The organism is Aliivibrio sp. S2TY2, assembly GCF_028765525.1.
Lineage (GTDB): Bacteria > Pseudomonadota > Gammaproteobacteria > Enterobacterales > Vibrionaceae > Aliivibrio > Aliivibrio finisterrensis_A.
In genome coordinates, this window is the sequence record NZ_JARACS010000001.1 from 394,048 (window position 1) to 419,348 (window position 25,301).

The 25,301-nt window shown below is 38.1% G+C and carries 24 protein-coding genes; 14 read left to right on the forward strand and 10 right to left on the reverse strand.

Translation table 11 applies throughout. From position 1 onward, the window contains the following. Nucleotides 1-13 precede the first annotated feature (13 nt). The 3 genes from PVK63_RS01790 to PVK63_RS01800 all read left to right on the forward strand — a co-directional run bounded on the left by PVK63_RS01790 (nt 14) and on the right by PVK63_RS01800 (nt 4,454). Nucleotides 14-931 (forward strand): LysR family transcriptional regulator, encoded by a 918-nt coding sequence (locus PVK63_RS01790; protein ID WP_130043404.1) that lies wholly within the window; start codon nt 14-16, stop codon nt 929-931. Between the two features lie 161 nt (nt 932-1,092). Further along, the gene (locus PVK63_RS01795) at nt 1,093-2,487 is read left to right on the forward strand and encodes a glutamate decarboxylase (protein ID WP_130048631.1); all 1,395 of its coding nucleotides are present in this window, start codon (nt 1,093-1,095) and stop codon (nt 2,485-2,487) included. Between the two features lie 89 nt (nt 2,488-2,576). After that, the gene (locus PVK63_RS01800) at nt 2,577-4,454 is read left to right on the forward strand and encodes an aspartate:alanine exchanger family transporter (RefSeq protein WP_130086763.1); all 1,878 of its coding nucleotides are present in this window, start codon (nt 2,577-2,579) and stop codon (nt 4,452-4,454) included. Between the two features lie 94 nt (nt 4,455-4,548). Here the strand turns inward: PVK63_RS01800 and PVK63_RS01805 are convergent, their stop codons facing one another. Beyond that, entirely contained in the window at nt 4,549-4,752 is a 204-nt protein-coding gene (locus tag PVK63_RS01805; RefSeq protein WP_130043407.1) for a hypothetical protein, read from the reverse strand. A 216-nt stretch (nt 4,753-4,968) separates the two neighbouring features. Here PVK63_RS01805 and PVK63_RS01810 point away from each other — a divergent pair, with 216 nt between their 5' ends. Continuing rightward, on the forward strand, nt 4,969-6,888 hold the full coding sequence (locus PVK63_RS01810) for an alpha/beta fold hydrolase (RefSeq protein WP_242511056.1): 1,920 nt from the start codon (nt 4,969-4,971) through the stop codon (nt 6,886-6,888). Between the two features lie 45 nt (nt 6,889-6,933). On the opposite strand, the gene PVK63_RS01815 is transcribed toward PVK63_RS01810, so the two are convergent. Beyond that, the gene (locus PVK63_RS01815) at nt 6,934-7,815 is read right to left on the reverse strand and encodes a LysR family transcriptional regulator (protein ID WP_130086764.1); all 882 of its coding nucleotides are present in this window, start codon (nt 7,813-7,815) and stop codon (nt 6,934-6,936) included. Nucleotides 7,816-7,950: 135 nt separating this feature from the next. Here PVK63_RS01815 and PVK63_RS01820 point away from each other — a divergent pair, with 135 nt between their 5' ends. Together PVK63_RS01820 and PVK63_RS01825 are read left to right on the forward strand one after the other, a co-directional pair. Next, nucleotides 7,951-8,256, forward strand: coding sequence for a monooxygenase (locus tag PVK63_RS01820; protein WP_130086765.1), 306 nt, complete (start codon nt 7,951-7,953; stop codon nt 8,254-8,256). Nucleotides 8,257-8,296: 40 nt separating this feature from the next. Next, entirely contained in the window at nt 8,297-8,668 is a 372-nt protein-coding gene (locus PVK63_RS01825) for a hypothetical protein (RefSeq protein ID WP_130086766.1), read from the forward strand. A 58-nt stretch (nt 8,669-8,726) separates the two neighbouring features. Here the strand turns inward: PVK63_RS01825 and PVK63_RS01830 are convergent, their stop codons facing one another. The 7 genes from PVK63_RS01830 to PVK63_RS01860 form a co-directional block, all read right to left on the reverse strand. Further along, complete coding sequence (locus PVK63_RS01830) at nt 8,727-9,680, reverse strand: DUF2860 domain-containing protein (RefSeq protein WP_130086767.1); 954 nt, start codon at nt 9,678-9,680, stop codon at nt 8,727-8,729. 84 nt (nt 9,681-9,764) lie between these two features. Beyond that, on the reverse strand, nt 9,765-10,574 hold the full coding sequence (locus tag PVK63_RS01835; RefSeq protein ID WP_242511057.1) for an AraC family transcriptional regulator: 810 nt from the start codon (nt 10,572-10,574) through the stop codon (nt 9,765-9,767). Between the two features lie 15 nt (nt 10,575-10,589). Beyond that, nucleotides 10,590-11,192: a LysE family translocator gene (locus PVK63_RS01840; protein WP_130048635.1), complete on the reverse strand. Its 603-nt coding sequence runs from the start codon at nt 11,190-11,192 to the stop codon at nt 10,590-10,592. 9 nt (nt 11,193-11,201) lie between these two features. Continuing rightward, nucleotides 11,202-11,843 (reverse strand): molybdopterin-dependent oxidoreductase, encoded by a 642-nt coding sequence (locus PVK63_RS01845; RefSeq protein WP_130086769.1) that lies wholly within the window; start codon nt 11,841-11,843, stop codon nt 11,202-11,204. An 11-nt stretch (nt 11,844-11,854) separates the two neighbouring features. Then, entirely contained in the window at nt 11,855-12,613 is a 759-nt protein-coding gene (locus PVK63_RS01850; protein ID WP_130048637.1) for a formylglycine-generating enzyme family protein, read from the reverse strand. Next, on the reverse strand, nt 12,610-13,014 hold the full coding sequence (locus tag PVK63_RS01855) for a DUF2000 domain-containing protein (protein ID WP_130048638.1): 405 nt from the start codon (nt 13,012-13,014) through the stop codon (nt 12,610-12,612). The genes PVK63_RS01850 and PVK63_RS01855 overlap by 4 nt, the downstream gene beginning before the upstream one ends. Further along, entirely contained in the window at nt 13,014-13,643 is a 630-nt protein-coding gene (locus tag PVK63_RS01860; protein WP_242504802.1) for a hypothetical protein, read from the reverse strand. The genes PVK63_RS01855 and PVK63_RS01860 overlap by 1 nt, the downstream gene beginning before the upstream one ends. 187 nt (nt 13,644-13,830) lie before the next feature. Here PVK63_RS01860 and PVK63_RS01865 point away from each other — a divergent pair, with 187 nt between their 5' ends. Both PVK63_RS01865 and brnQ read left to right on the forward strand, forming a co-directional pair. Beyond that, a complete protein-coding gene (locus PVK63_RS01865; protein WP_130086770.1) occupies nt 13,831-14,310 on the forward strand; it encodes a DUF2127 domain-containing protein in 480 nt (159 codons plus the stop codon). A 333-nt stretch (nt 14,311-14,643) separates the two neighbouring features. Further along, nucleotides 14,644-15,966: a branched-chain amino acid transport system II carrier protein gene (gene brnQ, locus PVK63_RS01870; protein WP_130086771.1), complete on the forward strand. Its 1,323-nt coding sequence runs from the start codon at nt 14,644-14,646 to the stop codon at nt 15,964-15,966. Nucleotides 15,967-16,100: 134 nt separating this feature from the next. On the opposite strand, the gene PVK63_RS01875 is transcribed toward brnQ, so the two are convergent. Further along, entirely contained in the window at nt 16,101-16,715 is a 615-nt protein-coding gene (locus tag PVK63_RS01875) for a porin family protein (RefSeq protein WP_274439820.1), read from the reverse strand. A 330-nt stretch (nt 16,716-17,045) separates the two neighbouring features. Between PVK63_RS01875 and PVK63_RS01880 the strand changes: the two genes are divergently transcribed. The 6 genes from PVK63_RS01880 (at nt 17,046) to PVK63_RS01905 (ending at nt 25,283) form a co-directional block, all read left to right on the forward strand. Then, complete coding sequence (locus PVK63_RS01880) at nt 17,046-17,870, forward strand: winged helix-turn-helix domain-containing protein (protein WP_130086773.1); 825 nt, start codon at nt 17,046-17,048, stop codon at nt 17,868-17,870. Beyond that, nucleotides 17,861-18,343, forward strand: coding sequence for a hypothetical protein (locus PVK63_RS01885; protein ID WP_130086774.1), 483 nt, complete (start codon nt 17,861-17,863; stop codon nt 18,341-18,343). Before PVK63_RS01880 ends, PVK63_RS01885 begins: the two co-directional genes overlap by 10 nt. A gap of 304 nt (nt 18,344-18,647) precedes the next feature. Further along, nucleotides 18,648-19,961 carry an anaerobic C4-dicarboxylate transporter family protein gene (locus PVK63_RS01890; protein WP_130043414.1) on the forward strand — a complete coding sequence of 438 codons (1,314 nt, stop codon included), beginning with the start codon at nt 18,648-18,650 and terminating at the stop codon, nt 19,959-19,961. Nucleotides 19,962-20,329: 368 nt separating this feature from the next. Continuing rightward, entirely contained in the window at nt 20,330-22,132 is a 1,803-nt protein-coding gene (locus PVK63_RS01895; RefSeq protein ID WP_130086775.1) for a choice-of-anchor I family protein, read from the forward strand. A gap of 221 nt (nt 22,133-22,353) precedes the next feature. After that, nucleotides 22,354-23,286, forward strand: a complete 933-nt coding sequence (locus PVK63_RS01900; protein WP_130086776.1) for a TAXI family TRAP transporter solute-binding subunit — start codon at nt 22,354-22,356, stop codon at nt 23,284-23,286. Between the two features lie 83 nt (nt 23,287-23,369). Beyond that, nucleotides 23,370-25,283 carry a TRAP transporter permease gene (locus PVK63_RS01905; protein WP_130086777.1) on the forward strand — a complete coding sequence of 638 codons (1,914 nt, stop codon included), beginning with the start codon at nt 23,370-23,372 and terminating at the stop codon, nt 25,281-25,283. Nucleotides 25,284-25,301 lie beyond the last annotated feature (18 nt).

Here is a 25,301-nt window from a genome sequence, read left to right on the forward strand (position 1 = left end):
AGAGAGTATAGGCATGCTTGATCTTAACTGGCTTAAAACATTTGTAACGTTAGCAGAGTTAAAACACTTTGGAAAAACGGCGGCAGCCCTTCATATGACGCAACCCAATGTCAGCTTACATATTAAACAGTTAGAAAGTTCGACTCGAGTAAAGTTGATTGAGAGAAATCCTTTTCATTTAACGGAAGCAGGGACTCGTTTATTACAAACCAGTCAAGATACGCTAATGGCATTGCAAGTGTGCCAAGCTGATTTGAATGCGATTAATGATTTGAGCCGTGGGACATTAACCATTGCAGCCAGTGATATTATTTCGCGTTTATTATTGATTGGGCCATTCCAATTATTTAAGCAAGAGTTCCCAGGCATCGATTTTTCTCTACTTAATACCACTTCTTCGCAAGCGTCTGAATTAGTGAAAAGTGCAGAGGCCGATTTAGGGTTTGTTATTGCACAGAAAGAAAGTCAGCCCCTGCATTTTACTGAATTACAACAAATCAAATGGTGTGCATTGGGTAATCACCTGGCAGAGTGGCAGCAAGCGAATCTTGATCCTACAATTACCTTAGATGATGAACCGACACTGATTTTGTTAGGCCATGATACTCGAACTCGTGATTTACTTGATTTGGCTTTACCGTCTTTGAATTTGCCCAAATATCGAATAATGGAAGTAGGAAGCGTAGATGCTCAGATTGATTGGGCTGAGGCAGGTTTTGGTGTGGCAATTGTGCCTGAATTTTCGATTCATCCAAAGCGTAACCTTAAAGCGACGGTAACGCCATTACCTAAGTTTCCAACGACTAGTTTAGGTTATATTGTTAGGCAAAATCAGGTGTTGTCTAAAGCGATTAAACAGCTATTAAAATGGGTAGACGAAGAGATAATTCGCTCGCAAAATAGCCAACTTAACAGCATGCATACTTTATAAATGACATTGACATTCATTATCAAAGGGTCTAGAAATGTAAATAAATATTACTGAGTAACTAATTGACATTGTTATTAATTACTCATTAATTAAGGCCGAATTTATTAAATTCGACAGTTTATATTCTTAATTGTTTATTCAATTCAATGGAGCTAAAACGTATGCCTCTTCATTCTAAAGATACAGTCAGAGATGATCTCCTTGACGATGTTTATTCGTCAGCTGACCTTTCGTTATCTATGCCAAAATATAAAATGCCTGAACAAGAACATGACCCTCGTCATGCCTACCAAGTCATTCATGATGAACTCATGATGGATGGTAATTCTCGACAGAACTTAGCTACATTTTGCCAAACTTGGGTTGAAGATGAAGTCCATAAATTAATGGATGAGTGCATCGATAAGAATATGATCGATAAGGATGAATATCCTCAAACCGCTGAACTTGAAGCACGTTGTGTGCACATGTTAGCCGATTTGTGGAACTCACCAGATGCAGAAAACACACTCGGTTGCTCAACTACAGGGTCAAGTGAAGCGGCTATGTTGGGTGGTATGGCTCTAAAATGGGCTTGGCGAGAAAAAATGAAAAAGCTCGGCAAACCAACAGATAAACCCAATATGATCTGTGGCCCTGTTCAAGTGTGCTGGCACAAATTTGCGCGTTACTGGGATATTGAATTACGCGAAATCCCAATGGAAGGTGATCGTTTGATTATGACGCCTGAAGAGGTGATTAAACGTTGCGATGAAAACACCATCGGCGTTGTTCCAACATTGGGTGTGACATTTACTTGTCAGTATGAACCTGTAAAAGCTGTGCATGAAGCACTAGATAAACTGCAAGAAGACACAGGATTAGACATCCCAATGCACATTGATGCGGCGAGTGGTGGTTTCTTGGCTCCATTCTGTGATCCTGACTTAGAGTGGGATTTCCGTTTACCTCGAGTTAAATCGATTAATGCGTCAGGCCATAAATTTGGCTTGAGTCCACTCGGTGTGGGCTGGGTTATTTGGCGTGATGCGTCAGCCTTACATGAAGATCTGATTTTTAATGTGAATTACTTAGGTGGCAATATGCCGACTTTTGCATTGAACTTCTCTCGCCCTGGTGGCCAAATTGTAGCGCAATACTACAACTTCCTACGTTTAGGCAAAGAAGGGTATCGTAAGATCCACCAAGCCTGTTACGACACGGCTGTTTATTTATCATCTGAAATTGAAAAACTGGGTATGTTTGAGATTATCTATGATGGTAAAGGGGGTATTCCTGCAATGAGCTGGTCATTGAAGGAAGGCGTTGATCCCGGTTTTAATTTGTTTGATCTATCGGACCGAATTCGTTCTCGTGGCTGGCAAATTGCTGCTTATGCTATGCCACCTAAACGTGAGGATTTAGTCATCATGCGTATTTTGGTTCGTCATGGATTCAGTCGAGATCAGGCTGATTTATTGGTTGCGGACTTAAAACATTGTGTTGAGTTTTTTGCTAAGCATCCTATTTCCCATGGTAGTGATGAGTTGGAATCATCAGGCTTTAATCACGGTTAACCCCTTTAGTGGTTAAATAGAAACAGTGTTTTTAGATCCTCTATTGTTCTATAGAGGATCTTCCCTCCTTAAAAATATAGGAAATAATTATGAATATCGGTCAAATAGGTCGTCCATTTACTTGGGTCCGTTCCAAAGGTTGGGTTCAATTATTTACTTTGCTGTGTGTTACCTTCTTTAGTCATTTGGCTTTGGCTGAATCATTAGAAAGTCAGGCTGCTCAAGATGCATCTGGTGTCTTTGGTTTTCTCTTTTCTTATATTGCTCACAATCCGTTTGTGTTTCTTTTCTTAAGTATTGCTATTGGCTATCCGTTAGGAAAAGTCACCATTAAAGGAATTAATTTAGGGTCAACCGCGGGTACCTTGGTTGTAGGTGTTGCTATTGCATTAACGGCTTTTTCTGTTTATGGCTTACATATAAATGCACCGGGATTGGTGTCTGATATCTTCTTAATGATGTTCATGTACGCTATTGGTATGAAAGTTGGGCCTCAATTTTTCTCAGGCCTCGCACGAGGAGGATTAGATTTTGTCGTTATAGGCCTCATTGTAGTGTTTAGTAACTTTCTTATTGTTTTCTTTGGTTCGAAATTATTAGATTTAGCACCTGGTTATGCGGCTGGGATTATTTCAGGCAGTTACACAGTAACCGCAGTCATGGGGGTTGCTCAATCTGCTATTGATTCTGGGGCGGTTAAAGCGCCTGCGGGGATGACGCTTGATCAAATAAGTGCCAATATCGCTGCGGGTTATGCCATCAGCTATATTTTATCTAGCGTATTTATTATCTTACTTATTAAATATCTGCCTGCCATGTTTGGTGTCGATCCGGTTAAAGCCGGTAAAGATGCAGAGGCTGAGTTTGGTGCGGGTGGTGATACAGAAGCATTGCCAAGCACTAATGGTTTTTCAAATTTAGGCGTACTTCCTTTAGATATTCGAGCTTATCGTGTTGATCACCAAGAATTAGTCGGTCAGAGTGTAGATGCGTTATTTCATCGTTACCCTCATGCGGCGATTCTTAAAGTAGTTCGTGGAGATGAGGTTATTGATTCTGCGGATAATCCACAGTTACAGCTTGGTGATATTATCGGTATTCGTGGTGATTACCATGTTTTAATCGAGGGTGGGGAATCTACGGTTGGTGTTGAAGTTGATGAACCAAGAGCGCGTAATGTCGATATAGAAGTGGCTGATATTCACTTAGGTAAATCGGCTTACACAGGTAAAACAATTGAAGATATAAGCAAAGAAGTTGGGTTTGGCATCTATATGAAAGCCTTATTTAGACAAGGGCACCAACTTCCTATTTTGCCGCAAACCGTAGTTGAAGTTGGAGATGTGATCCGTGTTGCTGGCTCTGATTGGTGTGTTCAGCAAACCGCGAAGAAACTTAATAGTAATCCAATTGTTGAAAGTACACTGACTGAAACCTTCTACTTAGCACTTTCTTTATTGATTGGTTATGTATGTGGTCATTTGAGTGTCACTTTAGGCGGTATTCCATTTGCTTTAGGGACGTCTGCAGGTTGTATGTTGACGGGGATTGTCTTCTCATTCCTACGTACTCGTAACCCTGCATTTGGTGGCCCTATGAGTGAAGGGGCTCGTAGTTTCTTACAAGATATTGGTTTGAGTTTGTTTGTTGCGGTATTAGCTGCGACTGTTGGTCCTAAGATTCTAGCGTCGTTCCAAGGTATTGTGGTTATTAAAATTGCAGGTCTAGGTTTAGTTGCTGCGTTACTTCCACCGCTGCTTGCTTGGATTTATGGTTTCTATTTCCGTAAGATGAACCCTGCGATTCTCGCTGGTGCTTGTGCTGGTGGGCGTAATAGTACCCCTGCAATGAAAGGGGCTCAGGACGAATGTCAAAGTGATATGCCTGCGGTAGGCTACCCGGTTCCTTATGCTCTTACTTCTATGATAGTGCTCGTTCTTGGTTATCTCACAATGGTCTTGTATTAATATCAATTCCACTAATATGAGCAGCTAATTAATTACATTGGTACAAGATTGTAATCTATAAAAAAGCCATAGTGATGAAATGTCATTATGGCTTTTATGTTCTTCTTTTCTTTCTCTTTTTTGGTCTTTTTTTCTCGAGTACATTAGTGAGTAGTTCCCTTTGTGGATCTGAGATCGGGAACCTATCCATCAATTGGTTTTGAGCATTTAAAAGCAACGTTTTTTCCCATGCTTTAAAGACATCGAACTCAAGTAAAATAGCATCATTTATTTTGATGAAAAGTTCATAGTCGTTCATAACTCTCCTTAATTGTTGCAAGAACCATAACATAGATGGATTTTAAATATCGAGTTATCGAGCATTTTAACCAGCGAGGATGATCAGTTATTTACTACGATTGGTATTACAAAAGGAATGACGGCATTATTTATAGAAAGGCTATTTATTTCCCCTGATTTTATAGCAATATGCAATAATAGAAGAACATAATTACTCTATCGGAAATGGTCAAATATGATGGGTGAACATTATTCGATCAGTAAAAATAGCTTTGATGTTTTGCGCTTTTCAAAAAGGGAAGTCGATAAAATTGCTTTAGTGACGGAAGGTGGTGGTCAAAGAGGTGTGTTTACTGCTGGAGTACTTGATAGCTTCTTACAGGCAAACTTTAATCCATTTGATTTATTAATTGGCACTTCTGCGGGTTCTCTGAATTTAGCCTCTTATATTTGTGGGCATAAAGGACACGCTTACCGCATTATTGATCAAGTGACTCGCAGTCCTGATTTTTTCAAATTGTCTCGCTTTTTATTGACTGGCGAAGGGATGGATTTGGATTGGCTAATCGATAAAACTGAATCTGACATTCCTTTAAATTGGAAAGTAGGGGAAGAACATTTAACGACTAAACAGGTACTTGCTGTAGCCGCCCATGCAACCAATTTTGAAACTAAGTATTTTGACCTATCCACCAGTAACTGGAAAGACATCCTACGGGCCTCGTGCGCAATTCCTGCTTTGCATAAACAGCCAGTTATTATGGATGATAAACGTTGGCTTGATGGTGGTTTAACAACGCCTATTCCAGTGCAAGCGGCATATGATCGAGGTTTTCGGCATATCGTTGTTATTCGTACCGTACCTGTTGATTTTAAAGAGAATCACGATTGGTTGATCTCTCTTGCTAAGATGACAAAGAACAACACACTGGATCATATGGCTGCGATGCTAGTGACTCATGAAGAGAACTATCGTAAGACCCAAGAATTTTTAGCGAACCCTCCTGACGATGTCATCATTTATGAAATATCGCCAAATAAAGCGCTTCAATCTAAAGTGCTTGGTAGTACGAAAAAGCAATTAGATGCCGATTATCAACACGGTAAAGCGTTAGGTAATTTATTTCTTGAAACAATAGCTTCTAAATTGAGCTTATCGCACCTTCAACAAGAGCAGTTCTTAATACAGACTCGTGAAGAGCGTTTCACCGATGAAAGGAAACAGCAAGAGTACAATACTCAAATAGATGCTATTTGGAATAGTAAAATTTGCGGGGAGGTTCTTGGGGTTGAGCGTATTCCGCTAAAATGGATTAACGTTAATCCCAATAAGAAAAAACAAACGTTAGTTATTGTAAATGGACGCAATGAAAGCTATTGGAAATATAAAGAAGTCATTTTAGAGCTGAGTCAGTATTACAATATTTATGCCTATGATCACCGTGGCCAAGGTGAATCAGGACGGATGACTCAAGATCACGAATTAGGTCATGTGGATGATTTTCATGATTATGTTATGGATCTTTATATCTTTATGGAGAGAGTTGTGAGGCCAAACTTGGAGGGGGAATGCTTTATGCTCTCTCACTCAATGGGAGCTGCGGTAATGACTCAATATTTATCGACATTTGACCATCCGGTGAAAGCGTCAGCGGCTACATCGCCTATGTTTGGGGTCTATATTCCGGGTAAAGCTCATGGTTTAAAAAAGCAGACATTGAATCTACTTGATGTGCTAGCAAGTAAACCAAATTATGCATTGGGTCAAAGTCATTTCAAAAAAGTGAAATACGAAGAAAACGTACTTACGCACAGTAAAGCACGGTATCAAATATTTGTAGACTTGTTTGTAAATAACCCTAGATTACGATTAGGTGGACCAAGTACGCATTGGATAACAGAATCAATAAAAGCAGGTAAAAAATGCATCGCTACTGCACATAAAATAAAAATTCCAATGCTGATCTTACAAGCCGGTGATGATCTTGTTGTGAGTAATATTGCGCAGTCGGAGTTTCATGAGAAGTGTAACTCAAGCCATTTAGAACAAGTTGAAGGCGCTTATCATGATATGTTGATAGAGAAAGACATTTATAGAGATATAGCGATTAATAAACTGCTCGATTTCTTTACAAGTGATTACCGTTTTTATTGATCAAAAAACAGCCTTTTTGTTTTATAACTAGAAGGCTGTTAGGTGTTATCTCAAGTTTATTGATTTAATCAGTAAATTATAAAGTGCCGTTGCAGCTGGCCCTGTTTTTACACCTTTTGGTAAGGTTAAATGCAAAGGTACTTGGTAACTTGATGCGTTTTCAATATGTAAAACCACCATCTCTTTATCATTATGCTGTTCAATCACATGTTGTGGTAATCGGCAGTAACCTAATCCTTGTTTTGTTGCTTGCCACGCATGGTCAAAATTATCGACAGTAATGCGTTGATTTGATTTTAGCCATCCAACATCTTGTTTATTTTCTACCCCTAAATCACGTATCACTATTTGGCAATTTGTTGTTAGATCGGCCAAGCTAGGAGCGGATAAGCTTGCAAGAGGGTGGTGAGTTGAAACAACCGGTAGCATGGTTGTTATCCCAAAGGCTTCACATGAATGATTGGTAATAGGTAGAGTAATAATAGAAATATCAGCGTTTTCAGAGGTTACCATTTTGGTTGTTTTAGATAACGAGGTTTCTATCACCTGAACAGAAGTTGATGTATTTTCTTTCATGAATTCTGTCATTGCACCATATAACCACGAACGGTCACATAAGTGATCGACTGCAATTGTGATTTCGGCTTCTACTCCTTGGGATAGCTGAGCACTAATGTCTTCAAGAGCTCTAGCTTGCTCTATCATTGATTGTGCTCTACGTAACAGAGATTTCCCATCATTAGTTAAGACTGCTCGTCTACCTTCTACTTTCAGTAGTGATAAACCGAGTTGGTCTTCTAATTTTTTTATCGAATAAATCAAAGTGGTATGGCTTTTATTTAACGTATTTGCTGCAGCTTGAATGCTACCTGCTTTATCTATTTCAAATAATGTTAACCATTGATCTAACGTTGTTTTTAATCTCATCTGTCTAAAATACTCACAGTTATGTGCAGTTTTATGAACTTTTATGTGTAATTTATCTAGGTATTATAGCACCTATCGCAAGGGAGAAGACACGCTAAGTGCTATACCTAATTGCTTAATTAGTTGGAGATAAAGATGAGTAAATTATTGCAAGTTGATTTCGATTTTACTGGACCATTTGGCGATGAAATGACCGCTATGATGACAAGTTTAGCTGAGTCGATTAACCAGGAACCGGGAATTATTTGGAAAATATGGACCACAAGCGAGCAATCACAACTGGGTGGTGGGATCTATTTATTTGAAGATGAGGCGACAGCACAATCATATTTGAGCATGCATTCTACTCGTTTAACTGAAATGGGTATCAAAAACATTCGTGGCCATATTTTTGATGTAAATTCTGAGTTGTCTGCCATTAATAATGCGCCGCTTGCTTAATGCCAATCCAGATAGAGATAAATATTTTGAGTATAGAATAATGAACAACAAAACATTTTTAACCATTCATGGTGTTATTTATACCACATTTGCTTTTGCTTTATTTTTTATTCCAACACTAATGTGGCCAATGTATGGCGTTGAATTAAATGATCAATACGCTGTTTTTTTATCACAACATACGAGTATTTTTCTTGGGGCAATTGCTGCGATTAGTTTCTTAATGAGAGATATCGGGTCAAATCCCATTGCGAAAAAGTTGTTTTTAGCATTACTTATTGGCAATGTTTTGGGCGCTATTGTTACGATTTACGCAGGTGTTATCGGAATATTTGTTGGCTTTGGCTGGAGCGATCCTGCTTTCTTTACTCTGCTTTCTATTCTAACGTATGTACAATTTAGAAAAATATAGTTCCTAATAAAAAGCCCTGCTGAATAATCTCAGTAGGGCCTTTATGTTATTTATAATATTAGAATTTGTAATTCAGACCTACAGTAACAATGTATTCTGACTCGTCATAGAAGGTAATATTTGAATCAGTTGAGCTGTAACCCGCAAAAGAGATGAACGACCAATCTTGCCAATCCATGAATTTAGTGTACTCGTAAGCGGCAAAGAAGCTCAATTTGTTGTCCTTGCGAATCTCAGTATAAATTGGGTTTTCAGCACCGAATGTTCGTTGATTATAACCAGCAGTTAATACCAACTGGTGTCTTTGCATTATTTTAAAGAAACTGACTTCCGCACCGTATTGATCGTAAGAGCTTGCTTTTCCGTCCGCAGATGAAGATTGGTAAATAACAGAAGGTAGGACGAATGAAGTACGACTTAATGGTAAACGATATTGACCTTTTAAGTAGATTGTATCTGCGTCTCTTTTTAATTCTTCGATAACGTCATCATTTTCAACGTCTTTTGTTGCATAAGCGCTATCAATAGTAAAATTTGAGCCCGCAATATTATTCACTTTAAAACGAAATGCATTGCCTGATGCATCTGTTTCTGTTCGAGCTGAGTCGACTAAATATGGGTTAGCCCATGTCTTACTTGACATAACGGTTGGTAAAATAGATACATCAACTACCATTCTTGAATCAAATTGATACTTATAACCCACCTCAAGAACAACAGTACCTGTGGCGATATCTTGGCGAGTGGTACCTGCATACACTTGCTGATTTAACTCTTGGCCAAATGTATAGGCTATGCTGCCAAGAGGAAAAGCCATAAATCCGTTATCGCTAGAGCCTTTTTGGTACACGGAGCTAATAGTATCTTCACCTTCGGTATTAAAATTGGATGTTGAAGATGTAAACCCTGTTGTTAATGCAATTTCACCACTAATGCCTTCTTTATCTGCAAGTTGAGCCATTGCCGAAGGTGTAACCACGCATAAAATGAATGAGAAATTACGTAAATTCATAAAGAGTCATTCCTTGAATTATTATTAATTAACTATAGTGAAACACTAACGCATAAATATCAACAAAGAAGTGCTATTTAGAAATTATAAACTCTGCTTATATTGTTTCGGCGTTGCGGCAACCATGTTTTTAAAGTTGCGATGGAAATGACTTTGGTCGGTAAAACCAAGATCTGTGGCAATCGAGGCGATATTTTCTCCTTCTTTTAGCAAGGCTTTGGCTTTATTTATCCGCATTACTATTTGATACGCATGTGGGGTAATGCCGTATTGCTTTCTGAACGAGTGGATGAGGTAATAATCACTTAACCCTGAGATTTCAGCAATTTCTGAAATGGAAATGTTTTTATTAAAGTTATCTGAAATATACTGATAAGCACACTCAATGGCTTTTTTAGATATGCTATCAAGAGAGGGACTATCGCTGTCTTTTAGGATTAACTCAGAGAAAAAATTAATCGCAGTTTGTTCAACTTTGATTGCAGATTCATCTTCTATTAGAGTTTTAGCCAGTGACTGGAATCCTCGATATAAGAAAGGACAATCACTGTGCGTCATTTGAATTGGTTGAAATTCTTGATTGCTTCCATTCGATATTTGAGATTGAAGATCGGCAATCCAGTCTGGTTCAACATAGAGCATTTTGTAGCTCCAGTGAGTGCCTTTTTGTGGGTTACATGAATGGACTTCTTCCGGGTTCACGATAACAGTTGAACCCGGTCGAATAGTTTGTTTTATATTTTGATTTACATACTCACTAATCCCGCTATCTACCACTCCAATTGAAAACTCTGGGTGAGTGTGTTTTTTATAGCAGGCGTTTGAATTATCGGAATACCGTAGTTCAAACGGAAGAACAGATGATCTTAAAAAGTGAGGGTTTGAATTAGCCAACGTAACGTCCATTTATTATTTTGATATAAAGAATACATACACTACTGTTAACGCAAGCAAGCCTCCCATCGCTCGATTAAAGATTTTATAATGAATAGGGTGCTCAAGATATTTACCAATGGTTAAACCTAATAAAGCCCAAGTTGATATACAGCAGTAACATACGATAAAAAATATCACACTAAATGCCCCGAGGTCTTCGATAGGAATCACACCGTTACTAGAAAATACGGTGACACCAGACAAAGATACAATCCAAGCTTTTGGATTCAACCATTGACACAATAAGCCTTGTAACATGGTTGGGGCATCGTCCTTTTTGTTTTTATTTTGTTCGGTTCTTTCGCTAGTTGCTACTTTATAAGCCAAATAAAGTAGAAAAGCGCTACCAAGGTAATTTAGAACTAGCGTTGCTGTATGCGAATCATCAAAGGCTTGTATTAGCCCAAGCCCCAATATAATAAGAATAGACACAAAACCAACTGTTGCCCCAAAAATATGTGGAATTGTTCTTGTGTATCCATGATTAGCACCAGTGATAGTAGCAAGAATATTTACAGGTCCTGGTGAGAGGGAGGTGACAAAGGCAAACATTGCCATCGCTAAAAAAAGACTCATTATTTATCCTTAAAATTCAGTTACTTCTTTGTTTCCTTCAATGAAGCGATGTTCTTGTAAATCGACGATACGATAACGTTTTGCCTTGATTTTTCCTGTTTTACAATAACCAGCCTTATTTTCCCAAAATCCGGCATTAAACTCGTCGGTTAATCGTAATTCAGATAGGCACTTAACCCCTTTATAGCGATACAGCGAGAAGTCGATCAACCTTAATGGATAGCCTTCTTCTAAAGATAGGTCTTCACCATCAACTGCCCAAATAAGCATAGTACGGTTCTCAAGGGCGTCAATAAAAGGGATTGTAGAATCATATTGTCCTTTTTCAGTACCAACGCTTATTTGTTTTAAATAATAATCACGATATTGATCGCTATTGACGCTAAGGTGATTTAACACATCAGCAAGTAAAACACCTGTCCATGTACGACGAATACTCCAATTACAAACACATACTTCTCGACGGTTTTCTGTAATAGGCGCAATATTTTTTAGTTCTTCAAGATCAATTTCGAACGGAGTTAATTCATTCGGTAAAAAGATTTTCAATGACCATTTTTGTGCATCAAACTCGACTGGTGGTCCCTCTTGGTAATAGCGTAATGACGAGGGTTTCTTCTCTATAAAAGGGGTTTTCGTAATTGCTTCCATAATACGACTCACTAATCCGTTAAATTTTTAACACAGCGAAATCCAACAATATTATCTCGAACTGTTGGTGGGTAATTATCTCTACTTGAACAACGCATATAATCTTCATCATGCAAACCAGACCCCCCTCTAACAACGTGATCAAAGTTAATATTAGAGATACATAAAGGGTCCTGATTTTGAATATCCCATGCGTAATTTGGAAGGTAATTATCTAAACACCATTCCGCAAGGTTTCCTCCCATATCCATACAGCCAAATGGAGAGCGGTTTTGCGGGTGAGCATCCCAATCTGTCGATCTGCGGTCAAATTCTTCAGGCTCACAATCAGGCGCAAAATTTGCGATAGAAGAGGTTGGTTCTACATTGCCCCAAGGGTAGGTTCGGGTATCATTCCCTTTGGCAGCATACTCCCACTGTGTTTCTGTGGGTAGTTCTTTGCCTACAAATTTTGCATAGGCCTCCGCTTCATACCAACTAATACCTGTTACTGGTTTTTTATCACCATTCCAGTTTTTATCCTGCCAATAAAGTGGCTCAGTTATTTGATTTTCAGTAATAAAATTGAACCCTTTATGTGACCAGTAAGATGGATCTGAATATCCGCCTTGCTCAATAAATACTCTAAAATCTTTATTTAAAACAGGATGTATGTCCATGAAAAAAGGCGATAAAGTAATTAGGCTAACGGGCTGTTCATCAGGACTTAAGTTCGATCCTCTTTTGTACGGTTCACCCGAAATCAATACCATATTATTAATAATACTCATCTAATTAATCCTAGGTTTCCAGTGTATTTATTAACTATTTTCTTTGTTCCGTAGACCGCGATACCAAGATATTCGATATCTTCGGCCTTGGTAGAAGCTAGTTTTTCTGAATAGTCTTGATAGTTTTTAGTACTTTGAGCCACGTTTGAAAAATCAACTAATGTCGTTTCTTCTTTTAACGAGTTTCTTATTGATTTAATAGACTCCGGTGAACTGGCTAAAATAGGGATGGGGATAGAGGTGATCCCCGAGTGAACTTCACCGTCATTATTAATATTATCTGCACCGATGAGTTCTGGATGTAATTTACCTAGCGATAAAGTAAGAACAGCCGCAGTATTCGCAATTAACCCTTGTGGCAAGGTTTTATCTATCACGAGTACGCATTTTTGATTGTCCATTACACTTCTTCCTTTTGACGTTGTTTATTTTTTATAAAGAGCACCCAAGTCATTTGAATAGTTAAAGGGGCTGAAATTTTTTCGAGGCGATGTAGTTTGATTGAATCTGAATTGACAAGGCAGCAGTCTGATGTCCCTTTTGCTACATGAATTGCTGATTGACTGGTTGATGTGGATAACTTGATATGTAAATTTGCCGTTGATAAATCAATAACGCTTGGGTTGGCTGTTTTTATCAGGTCATCGAGTCGTGAAATAGGGGCGTGATGAGTATCAATGGTAATAATGTCGTTATTATTTATTTTTTGCTGCAATTCATAGAGATTTTTACAACAAAGATAGTATTTAGGAGGAGAGAAAAAGAATGACCCTGACAGCAATGTTCTTGGATTCATGTAAAAGTAATCTGCTTTTTTATAAGCATTTGCAACAAGTAGCACCACATTATCGTTATTTTCAACGAAATCAGACGCCTTTTCAAAAGTATCAAAAAGTAAGATCTTTAATGGTCGTTTGAGTAAGTTTGCATAGTAATTTGCGGCAGCTTCACTGCTTGAACTTTTAGGTCCTAGAGTGGCAACTGTTGTGATATTGCTGTTATCTCGTAGCCAATAAAAATTATGATCCATGATGGTGTATCAATCCTTGTTTTAATTATGAAATTATAATAATTCAAGGAGATAGCTCATTATTGTACAAAATTGCTTTTTGAATCTAATTAATAAAGAACTTTTAAAGAAGAAGATAAAAGCAGATACTTAGCTCTTGCTAACAGTATTGTTTATAAACAGTGTTCATCGTTATAAAGAGAAAAACATGAAAGTAGTAAATAAAGGGTTGCGAGCCGTTGCGGTATTAGAGGCTTGCAAAGGTGTGGTATCTCTTTTGGTGGGATTTGGTTTGCATGTTCTTGCTGGTCATAATATGCGTCAATTTGCAGAAAATATCGTCAGTCGTTTACATTTAAATCCTGCTGGACACTTACCTAGTATTTTTATTCATTCCGCGAGTAGTTTAACAGATGCAAGAATGGGGCTATTAGCCATTGGCGCACTAGTTTATTCGTTGATTCGACTCGTTGAAGCCTATGGATTATGGAATGGACTCGTATGGACTGAATGGTTTGCTTTGTTGAGTGGCGCGATTTACTTGCCTTTTGAAATATATGAAATGTTTTTTCATACGAGCATTTTAGGGGTAGGAGTGTTTCTGGTTAATGTATTTATTGTCGCTTATATGGCGCACTCGCTATTTAGAAGAAGCCATGAAGGTAATTTTAAAAGGCCCCATTTTTGAGATAATGATATTTTTAACTATTACAGTGTTTACAATGTGGTTTATTACTTATATATTGATTTGGTTACCACGATAAACGACTAGGATACATTCATGCTTTCTTCTACAGCCCTACAATTTGCTGCTTTGTGCAAAACAATGCTCGGTGCTGTGTCGCGTGTAACATCATCTATTATTGCTGTCATTCTAGTGATTATTAACTAGGCTGGCGGCACTTCCGTCAGCCAGGCTGACGGGAGACTGCTTTATTCTCTTCTTGTTTTTCTCAGCCAATCTGACGGTCCACAATAAAAGCTACTAGGGTTAAGCCCAATAGCAATAAGGACTATGACATTGAAAAAACAAAATTTACTTGCTATCGGTTTAATGACTTTCGCCATGTTTCTTGGTGCAGGAAATATCATTTTCCCTCCATTTCTTGGCTTAGAAGCAGGCACTCAATACTTACCAGCAATGCTCGGTTTTTTGCTTACTGCCGTTGGGTTACCATCGTTGACACTAATTGTACTAGGCCGGTTAAGTAGCAGTGGTCAATTAACACAGGCACTACCTAAGCCGTTAGCCATTGCCTTTTGGGTACTGTTATTTACTGCAATTGGTCCCGCGTTTGGCATGCCAAGAGCGGTAACTGTGGCTTATGAAATGGGCATAAAACCTTTTGTTGAAGGTGACCATTTATTAATTTTCTCAGTTTTGTTTGTTGGTGCGACTTTGTTATTAGCATTTCAACGTGGAAAATTAGTTGATTATATCGGTAAGGTGATGACCCCTTTACTTGTGCTGATGCTAGCGGCTCTAGCAGTAGCAGCTATCGTAACGCCTTTAGGTGTATTTAATGCCCCAAGTGCTGATTATCAATATAAAGCAGTAACCAGTGGTTTAATCCAAGGCTATATGACAATGGATGCTATTGCTGCTGTTGGTTTTGGTTGGATTATAATCAAAGCAATTCAAGATAAAGGGTGTGAGTCACCACAAGAAATTTTCCAAGCGACAGTCAAAGTTACTGTTGTGTATGCCTTATTAATGTCAGCGTGCTACTTAGCGATGGCATACGTTGGTGCTACTTCTGCTTCTATTTCAGAAGGGGCAACGAATGGTGGTGAATTATTAACTCGTTATGTTGCAGAGATCTTCGGGCCATTAGGGCAGTACTTATTGGCAGGTATCATCATAATGGCGTGTTTAACCACAACAGTTGGCTTAACCAATGCGTGTGCTGAGTATTATCAGCAAACTTTCCGTTCACCTTTTGCAATTACGGCAATCATCGTAACAGTATTAACAGGCGTTATTGCTAATTTTGGTTTGGAGCAAATCTTAGCTATTAGCTTACCTGCTATTTTAATTCTTTGTCCTATTGCCATTGCTTTGGTGCTCACGGCACTGTTCTTACCTACGACAAAACGCAATGTAACTGCTTATGTAACGATTGTTAGTATTACAGTGGTATTTGGTAGTTTAGACGCATTACATATTCTTGGGTTATTGCCAGAATCATTGGTTACCTCGTTAAATGATTATGTTCCAATGTTTGAAGCGCATGCCAGTTGGTTCTTACCGGTGTTTGCTGCTATTGCTATAAGTAAGATATTAGCTAGAAAAGCGAATAGTGAGGCGGTTGAATTATCAGAAAAGGCGGCAAGCCTAAAATAAAGAGTATTCTTTGTCTTAAATAAAACGGGTAGCTTTTCGGCTACCCGATTTCATTTGTGTTCGACTTTAAATACCATTCTGAATAACTACTTATGTAGATTGGTATAATATAGCAACACGAATAAACAGTTATATTAAAACTTGTAAGTTACGCCCGCGTATAAAGTACCAATGTTCATTGCGTAATCGTCTGAATAGCTGTAGTAACCATAATCTTGGTATACATTCTCTTCAATGAAAAGATCACCTTCATAAGCTACACGAAAAGCTAAACCACTTAATGCTTGTGGAGCGTACTCAACACCAATGCCATAGTGAAAAGACGTGTTAGTTTCGCTAATAGAGTGACCTAAAATGTCAGTCGATGATTCTAATGAACCTAAGCCTACAATACCAAATGGACGCCAGCCACTATCAAACGTGTAGCCTAGGTTTGCAGCAAGAGAAATAGATCTTGATTCGATATCAACGCCTTTAAAACCAGTAGATTTCACTATCGGATGATTTACATTGATATCGCCATATTTTGTATATTGAAGTTCTACAGCCACAATACGGTTGAATTGATAACCACCTAAAAACTTAATCGTAGAATCATCAGTATCAATAGTTGTGCCTGTATAATCAAATGCACCACCATCATCAAAAGTAGTAGCACCAACACCACCACCTAGATAAAAGCCTGAAATGTTATCGTTAGCATTAGAAAATGCAGAGAATAATACAAATAGAAGTGCAATTTTTTTCATGAGATTCTCGTTTAAATTGAAAGGATAAAAGTGAGTGGAGTATAAGAAGTTGGATGAGTTAAACTAAATAAAATTAACACATTTGAAATTTGTTTGATTTATACATCCTTAATAACTAAATTTGTTGAAAGCTAAATTGCTATAAGTGTTTGATTAAATTTGCTTTTCTTATTTTTTGATGCGGTAAAAGTAGTAAGGCGTTGATTTGAGGTGTTTATTAGGTAAACTTCGAGGTGTATAAATAAATTCATAGAAACAGTGGCTTTTATTTATAACTTTCATCTCTTTTTCATGAGAATAAATAGATTTTTTTGTTGTTATAAGGCGTAAATGCAAAAGATAGCTGTCGCGAATTTGATTTTAATACCAGAAACTCGAACATTAACAAATCATCTTGGAGAGACCATAATATTAAGGCCATTACCTTATAATGTCTTTATGTTACTTCTCGATCAAAAAGAGCAGAGTGTTTCACGTGATCATCTCTTTAATGAATGCTGGGAAGGCGTTGTTGTTACTGATCAAGCATTGACTAATGTTATTTCAGGATTAAGGCGTGATTTGGTTCAGCTAGCAGCGGAAGGCATTGAGTTGAAGACGGTGAGTAAAATAGGATATTTACTCACAATTAATGATGACTTTCTCGTTACCGAGCCTCAAAGAAAAGTAAGCACTTTTCTTGTAGAGACTGATAATCTTACTAAAGTGGAAAAGTTAGTCTTAATCCACGAAAGCATCTTTGGTAAATCATCTAGAATTTCACGACTTATTACTTTTTGTTTGTTAGTTGCCATTGGTGGCTTATATTGGGCTCAGGGGCAATCATCAGCGCCTCATTTTTTAATGAAAGAGCATTATCAACATTTCAATATTAATAATACTGACTTTTACTTATTGAATAAAACCAAAGAGAGTATGGAGCTTGATAAGATTCAATTACAGCTTGAATCAATGGATCTACAAGAATGTAATGCAGAGATTTACATAAGGCTGTATGAGTCAGCTTATGAGGATGATGTTTTATCTTTAAGAGGGTATATGCTTTCAAAAAAGAGCAATAGAAATGGAAATTATACATTAAGTCAGTTTTCACATCAGGAACTCCCTAGCGTCATTGTAAATGCAGTAATGAGAGCGAAAGTAATATGCGATTAGTTAATTTTTTACTGCTACTAATTTTAATTGCTTGTGTTACTTACCAATGGAAGAAGGGGGCTGATTTTGAGCTTTCTGGTTCGCGTTGGAGTTGTAATGAACTGTCGGGTAACTTTATCTCTGAACCATATAAAAAATATCAAGAGATAGGAGAGCGAGATATACTTTATTTTGCCTCGTCATCTAACCTAACTGTTTATCAAACGGGTGAATTGGTCTTTAAAAATGGTAACCGCGAAAAATACGAAGTCATTATGGATGTAAGTTATAAAGTGACGAAGGATAAACTCTCTTTACTCTATAAAAATATTGATTGGCATAAAAAGCCAGAAAATGCGCCAATATTTGTTAGGGATACAGAATCGCTGGAAGGGTTTGAAGCTGACGTTAAGTTTATGATTGATGATGAACAACTCTACTTTTTTAGTCGAAAAAATAATGAAGACAATAATTTTATTTGTTTTTCTGTATAGCTAACATAAAAGCTAAGTGGAAGCTGCCACCTTACTTTAATGCGATTTGATAAAAATAATAAGAAGAATATGACGATAAGTGTAATCTTTTTGTTGCTTATTTGTATTTAAAAACTGTAGAAATAATAACTACTTATAAATATTTTGTTTTATTTTTATAAATTTGAGTGATGTGTGATCTGTCGCTATTTATTGAATATATAAGATGATTATTATCCTCTCGATTTTTTGGTGTTTAAATTACTAGTGTAATAAGCGGTAATTTAAAAATAGTTATATAAAACCTATCATCAGGGAGATTGATATGTTTTTAGTCGAGTTCTTAATTGTATTAATTTGTATTCTAGTCGGTGCCCGAATTGGCGGTATCGGTTTAGGTGTTATGGGCGGTATTGGTTTAGCCATACTGAGTTTTGTATTTGGTTTACAACCGACAAGCCCACCTATTGATGTAATGTTAATGATCATGGCGGTAGTAGCTGCAGCTGCTGCAATGCAAGCCGCTGGTGGTCTTGAATATTTAATCAAAATCGCTTCGAATATTCTTCGTAAAAACCCACGTCATATTACTTTTATTGCTCCTTTAGTGACGTATATGTTCACCTTCTTAGCAGGTACTGGGCATGTAGCGTATTCTGTTCTTCCTGTTATTGCAGAGGTAAGTCGTCGTAGTGGTGTTCGCCCTGAGCGCCCACTAGGTATGGCAGTTATCGCTTCACAATTTGCGATTGTAGCAAGCCCAATTGCAGCGGCTGTAGTTGCTCTGGTTGCTTTTTTAGAACCTCAAGGCATTACATTAGCAAATGTATTGATGATAACAATTCCTGGCACTTTCTGTGGTTTAGCTCTTGCATGCGTTATCGTAAACAAGATCGGTAAAGACCTAAAAGATGATCCAGAATACCTGCGTCGTATGCAAGATCCTAAGTTCCGTCAAGAAATGGAACAAGAAGTTAAAGTTGAAGAGATTGAGATTAAACCTGGCGCTAAAAAAGCAGTAGGTCTGTTCTTATTCGGCGCAATTGTGGTTGTGGTTATGGGGGCATTCCCATCGTTACGTCCTAACTTCAATGGTTCACCAATGGGCATGGCGCACACAATTGAAATCGTCATGTTAGCAATGGCTGCACTGATTATTCTATTATGTAAACCTGATGGTAACGAGATCACTCAAGGTTCAGTATTCCATGCTGGTATGCGTGCAATCGTTGCTATCTTTGGTATCGCATGGTTAGGTGATACTTTTATTGCTGGTCACTATGACATGGTAAAAGAAGCGGTTTCTGGATTGGTTGAAGTTGCGCCATGGACATTCGCGTTTGCACTGTTTGGCTTATCTGTAATGGTAAACAGCCAAGGTGCAACAACTGCCGTATTAGTGCCTGTTGGTATTACGTTAGGTCTTCCACCTGAAGTGATTATCGCAACATTTGTTGCCGTTAATGGTTACTTCTTTATTCCTAACTACGGTCCAATCATTGCGTCAATTGACTTTGACCGCACAGGTACGACTAAGATTGGTAAATACATCTTTAACCATAGCTTTATGATCCCAGGTCTATTAAGTATGGTATTTAGTATTATCTTTGGTTTTATTTTTGCGAGTATGGTTCTATAACCCTTTATTTTTTGTAAAAAGATCAAATACATGGCCATGGTTTTATTACAAATCATGGCCATTTTTAATGCCCACTTTAATAGTACGTTACTTAGTTTATACCATTCTGGATAAGTAGTTGTTCAGGTAATTGCGCAGAAAAAATCGATTAGAGCAAGGCAGAAATTACAGTAACTAGTGGTTCTAATTACAAAATTTATAACGCAGATATAATCGATTTTAACAAGCAAGAATGATCAAATACTTATGTAGATTGGTACTTCTCAATGTGACTATTGACCTCTGTCTTTAATTCGACATAAAAGCGAAAACAAACTGTCATATAACCATTCTATGATCTGCCCAATCAAATTGATCATGGAGGATATATGAATCGCAATACACTCACTTTTACCACTCTAGCGGTGGTCACTTCTGCATTACTAGGTTGTAGCCAGCAATTCAATACAACAGAAAAAAACACATTTTCAGCGATAGATACTTTTGGTATTCAATGCAAATTACACGAAGAACCAACGTTCGACAGTTTAGAAATTAGTGGACTGACATTGGTTGGCTCATCTATAGCAGCAGCTCCTTTTGCTACATCTGCAGCGGAGATCCTAAGTTACGACTCATGTACAGATAAGTTGTACGTGGTAAATGCTCAAGCCAAAAAGGTAGATGTTCTAACATTGAATGCCAATAGCAAACCGACTGCTGTTGGTCATATTGATCTTCAGTCAGCGGCTAAGTATTCAGGCATTGCTATTGGCGCAGCAAATAGCGTCTCTGCACACAGTGGCTTGGTGGCTGTTGCAATTGAAAACAATGATAAACAGAAAAACGGTATTATTGCCTTATATCGTTCGGACACACTTGAGATTATAACCACTTATCCTGCAGGAGCTTTGCCTGATATGGTGAGTTTCTCTAAAGATGGACGCTATATTGCTTCAGCTAATGAAGGTGAGCCCAATGCGGATTATTCTGTTGATCCAGAAGGCAGTGTCACCTTAGTTGATATTGCTAATGGACCATTAAATGCATCGGTAACTCAACTTGATTTTAATGCGTTTGATAAAGGCAACTCACGTCATTCAGAGCTAACCGATAAAGTTCGTATTTCAGCACCTACTGCCACGGTTTCTCAAGATCTCGAACCTGAATACCTCACTTTTGCTGATAACGGTAAATTGTATGTCGCATTGCAAGAGAACAATGCATTAGCTGCGATTGATGTTGAAAATGCCTCAATTGATGGCATCTTTGGTCTTGGTGGAAAATCTTGGGGAAACGTTCAATTAGACGCTTCGAATAAAGATAAAAAGCTTGGTAATTTTCAAAGCTATTCGATGTTAGAAGGACTTTATATGCCAGATAGCATTGCCAGTTATAGTGTTAATGGTTCCACTTATATTGTGACTGCGAATGAAGGTGATGGTAGAGAATATGGTATCGAAACAACTCAAAAGCAATGTGATGAAAAATCTTATGAGTGGGATGGTGATGACTATCAAGGCACTGCAGAATATGCAACCAAACAAGATTTTTGCATTGTTTACGTTGATGAAATTCGCGGTAAAAAATTAGACATTGATAAAAACCACCCACTAGCATCGGCGTTAAAAGATAAAAATCAACTGGCTCGTTTAAAAGTAGTTAAGCCACAAGGCACGCTAGCAGCCGACGAAAAAGTACAAGCATTTGGTAGCCGTTCATTCTCTATTTTGGATGAATCAGGGGAATTAGTGTTCGATAGCGGCGATGAGTTTGCTCGTATTGTTTTTGAAAATAATAAAAATAATTTCAATAGCACTAATGATAATAACAGCAGTGCAGATGATCGCAGTGATGATAAGGGCGCAGAGCCAGAAGCGATAGAGGTTGCTAGTATTAACGAGCACCAATACGCGTTTATTGGTTTAGAGCGTCAAGGCGGCGTGATGGTGTATGACGTAACAGAACCAAAATCTTCTCGCTTTGTTACGTATGTGAATAATCGTAATTTTGATGTAGGTGTATGTACTCAGGTTGATGAAGAAGGGGAGTGTAAAAATAGGAGTTATAACCCTAATGCAGGAGATCTTGGCCCTGAGTCGATAAAATATTTCACTCGTCTAAACCAACATTTTATTGCTGTTGCAAATGAGGTCAGTGGGACGACATCAGTATATCGTATTGATTTTTAATTAACTTCAAATTCAAGGTAGTTCAAAGGGTAACTAATTAATTTTGGTTACCCTTTTTTATATATATTTATAGAAACAATAAATTAACACCAAGTTCACAATTGTAGTGTAATTTGTTGGACTTTAATTTCACCAAGGGTAATGTTGCGTTGCTGATAAATTAACCTGTTGTTAGATTTATTATTAGATACCGAATCTAATTGTATTGAATAATCAAGGAGATGATTGTGCTTAAACGTAATTTACTATTGGCTTTAATGCTTATATTGCCATCAGCGGTAAACGCTGAAAACTACTCAATTGGTACGGGCGGTCAAAGTGGAATTTATTATCCATTTGGTGGTGCACTAGCGAAAGTATGGTCAGAGCATGTGCCAGATGTTAATGCCAAAGCGGAAGTGACAGCGGCTTCAGTAGAGAACACGATTAAAGTGGTTCGTGGTGATATGATCGCAGGTATCGCAATGGGGAATGTAGTGCTTGATGCTTATAAAGGGGAAGGTAAATTTCCAACAAAAATGCCTGTAAATACACTTTTTGCACTGTATCCAAACCTAGTGCATACCTTAACTCTTGAAAAGTCAGGCATTACGTCATTATCACAACTAAAAGGCAAACGAGTCTCTTTAGGAGCACCAGCAAGTGGCACCGCTGTGACGTCTGCTGCCTTGCTTGAATCACTCGGTATTGATGTAAAAAAAGACATTGATGCAGTGTACTTAAACTATTCTGAAACCACGAACGCATTGGCTAATGGTCAAATTGATGCCGGTTTTATTGTTGGTGGACAAGGGGTTGGGGCGGTAACTCAAATTGCGTTAACTCATAAAATTAAAGTGCTTTCAATTACACCAGAAGAAAGTGCAATGTTCATGAAACAATACCCAGCATACAGCAGCTATGATATTCCTGCGGACGTATACAACAATGTTGGTGAGGTATCGACATTAAGCGTTTGGAACGTATTAGTGGTGAATGCAAAAATGAGCGATGATATGGCGTATAACTTAACGAAAGCTGCGTATGAAAATATGGGTGATATTCGTAAAGTAGTAAAAATGGCTGAGATGACAACACCAAAAAATGCAGACCGCCTGCAAGGTGTTCCTCTTCATCCTGGTGCTCAAAAATACCTTGATTCAATAATGAAATAATAAGTACCAAATACACGTAAAACGAAAGGGTAAGTGTCTCGCTTACCTTTTCTTCTTTTCTGACTTTATCCAAAGGCATTAATATGGATATTATGACCGATAAAAACCAACCTGATATAGAGCATTTGCCTCATGAAAGAACAGTAAATCTATTTGGGTATCTTATTTTAGGTATTGCCGTTGCGTTGTCTGTTTTTCAAATTTGGCAGGGAGTCAGTTCGACTATCTCGGCAACGTACTTTCGACCAATCCACCTCTGTTGGGTGCTTATTCTTATTTTCTTACACTACCCATTGATAACAAACCGAAAGAGCTCATTTTATCTTGCAGGAAGAGTCATTGATCTTGCGTTATGTGGCTTGATTGTTTTTGCAGCTTATCGCATGTCGATATTTGATTATAACGACATAAACCATCTGTTTTATGGCTTACAGCTACCCGATATGATCGCAGGTTGTTCATTACTTTTACTATTAATGGAAGGGTGCCGTAGAACGGTCGGCTGGGTAATGGTCCTTATTGCAGTACTATTCTTATCCTACAGTGCATTTGGTGATTTATTACCGAGTGGCTTTGCTATTAAGTCGTACTCTCTGCAAGAACTGATTCAATTTCAAATATTTTCGGCTAACGGTGTTTTTGGTTCTGCCTTAGGTATCGCGGCAACAACAGTGTTTATCTTTGTTTTATTTGGGGCATTCTTAGAAGTCACAGGAGCAGGGAAATTCTTTATTGATTTAGCGTTTTCGATTGCAGGTAAATATCGTGGTGGTCCTGCTAAAGCTGCCGTATTGGCCTCGGCAGGGCTAGGTTCTATTTCAGGATCAGCAATAGCAAATACCGTAACTACAGGCTCAATCACCATTCCTATGATGAAAAAGCTGGGTTATAAACCAGAACAAGCCGCAGGGATTGAAGCGGCGGCCTCAACGGGTGGGCAGATAATGCCACCAATTATGGGGGCGGGTGCGTTTGTAATGGCGCAGTTTACCGGTGTGCCTTACAGTGAGATCATGCTTGCTTCTATCGCGCCTGCGATTTTGTATTTCTTCTGTACCTTGTTATATGTGCATTTAATGGCGTGTAAGCTTGATCTTAAAGCGGTAAGTCGAACAGAAGCCGTTATTAGTGTGATGAAAGATGGCGCGCATCACTTAATTCCACTAGCGCTAATCACTACCTTATTAATGATGGCATATTCTCCATTATTAGTGGGTGTTGCAGGTTGTGCTGCGATTTTAGTGACGGCAGCGCTGCGAAAACACAGCCGTATTGGATTAAAAAAATTCATTGAAGGCATGAAAAATGGTGCCTTAATGGCATTACCAATTTCCGCAGCGTGTGGTGCTGCGGGTATTATAGTTGGTGTGGTTGGACAAACGGGGATAGGCTTACAGTTCACTCAATTTGTGATGGATTTCTCTGGTGGCTACATGCTAATTGCTTTGGGTTTAATAAGCCTTGTGGCTTTAGTGTTAGGTATGGGGCTTCCTGTTACTGCGGCATATATTGTATTAGCAGTAATGGCAGTGCCAATGTTAAGTGATTTTGGTTTACCATTATTAACAGCACACCTCATCGTTTTTTGGTTATCGCAAACCTCAAACGTAACCCCTCCGATTGCTTTAGCTGCCTTTGCTGGTGCTGGTGTTGCAAATGCCAATCCAATGAAGTCGTCTGTTGAGGCATTTAAATTGGCCGGTGGTTTATTCATTATTCCAATTATGATGGCGTATACTGATCTTGTTAATTCAGATGCTGGAGTCGTTGATTTAACGTTTTCAATCATTCAGACGTTAACCATTATTATGGCTATTGCGGTTGCTATTGAAGGGTATTTATTACGCCCATTAACTGGGGTTGAAAGGTTATTGGTATTTTTTACCATACCACTAATTATGCTGAATCCTTTTGGCGTTGGTTTCTTAGGTATTGTAATCATGCTTGGTTTAATTTTGGTTCAATGGAAAGGTAGAGAGCGGATTAGTCAGAGTTAGTTTTTTTATCATTAAACA

Excerpts from the sequence above, each read along its gene's own strand:
- PVK63_RS01790 (WP_130043404.1), top strand. The coding sequence starts at position 14 with ATGCTTGATCTTAACTGGCTTAAAACATTTGTAACGTTAGCAGAGTTA.
- PVK63_RS01795 (WP_130048631.1), top strand. The coding sequence starts at position 1,093 with ATGCCTCTTCATTCTAAAGATACAGTCAGAGATGATCTCCTTGACGAT.
- PVK63_RS01800 (WP_130086763.1), top strand. The coding sequence starts at position 2,577 with ATGAATATCGGTCAAATAGGTCGTCCATTTACTTGGGTCCGTTCCAAA.
- PVK63_RS01805 (WP_130043407.1), bottom strand. The coding sequence starts at position 4,752 with ATGAACGACTATGAACTTTTCATCAAAATAAATGATGCTATTTTACTT.
- PVK63_RS01810 (WP_242511056.1), top strand. The coding sequence starts at position 4,969 with ATGATGGGTGAACATTATTCGATCAGTAAAAATAGCTTTGATGTTTTG.
- PVK63_RS01815 (WP_130086764.1), bottom strand. The coding sequence starts at position 7,815 with ATGAGATTAAAAACAACGTTAGATCAATGGTTAACATTATTTGAAATA.
- PVK63_RS01820 (WP_130086765.1), top strand. The coding sequence starts at position 7,951 with ATGAGTAAATTATTGCAAGTTGATTTCGATTTTACTGGACCATTTGGC.
- PVK63_RS01825 (WP_130086766.1), top strand. The coding sequence starts at position 8,297 with ATGAACAACAAAACATTTTTAACCATTCATGGTGTTATTTATACCACA.
- PVK63_RS01830 (WP_130086767.1), bottom strand. The coding sequence starts at position 9,680 with ATGAATTTACGTAATTTCTCATTCATTTTATGCGTGGTTACACCTTCG.
- PVK63_RS01840 (WP_130048635.1), bottom strand. The coding sequence starts at position 11,192 with ATGAGTCTTTTTTTAGCGATGGCAATGTTTGCCTTTGTCACCTCCCTC.
- PVK63_RS01845 (WP_130086769.1), bottom strand. The coding sequence starts at position 11,843 with ATGGAAGCAATTACGAAAACCCCTTTTATAGAGAAGAAACCCTCGTCA.
- PVK63_RS01850 (WP_130048637.1), bottom strand. The coding sequence starts at position 12,613 with ATGAGTATTATTAATAATATGGTATTGATTTCGGGTGAACCGTACAAA.
- PVK63_RS01855 (WP_130048638.1), bottom strand. The coding sequence starts at position 13,014 with ATGGACAATCAAAAATGCGTACTCGTGATAGATAAAACCTTGCCACAA.
- PVK63_RS01860 (WP_242504802.1), bottom strand. The coding sequence starts at position 13,643 with ATGGATCATAATTTTTATTGGCTACGAGATAACAGCAATATCACAACA.
- PVK63_RS01865 (WP_130086770.1), top strand. The coding sequence starts at position 13,831 with ATGAAAGTAGTAAATAAAGGGTTGCGAGCCGTTGCGGTATTAGAGGCT.
- PVK63_RS01875 (WP_274439820.1), bottom strand. The coding sequence starts at position 16,715 with ATGAAAAAAATTGCACTTCTATTTGTATTATTCTCTGCATTTTCTAAT.
- PVK63_RS01880 (WP_130086773.1), top strand. The coding sequence starts at position 17,046 with ATGCAAAAGATAGCTGTCGCGAATTTGATTTTAATACCAGAAACTCGA.
- PVK63_RS01885 (WP_130086774.1), top strand. The coding sequence starts at position 17,861 with ATGCGATTAGTTAATTTTTTACTGCTACTAATTTTAATTGCTTGTGTT.
- PVK63_RS01890 (WP_130043414.1), top strand. The coding sequence starts at position 18,648 with ATGTTTTTAGTCGAGTTCTTAATTGTATTAATTTGTATTCTAGTCGGT.
- PVK63_RS01895 (WP_130086775.1), top strand. The coding sequence starts at position 20,330 with ATGAATCGCAATACACTCACTTTTACCACTCTAGCGGTGGTCACTTCT.
- PVK63_RS01900 (WP_130086776.1), top strand. The coding sequence starts at position 22,354 with ATGATTGTGCTTAAACGTAATTTACTATTGGCTTTAATGCTTATATTG.
- PVK63_RS01905 (WP_130086777.1), top strand. The coding sequence starts at position 23,370 with ATGGATATTATGACCGATAAAAACCAACCTGATATAGAGCATTTGCCT.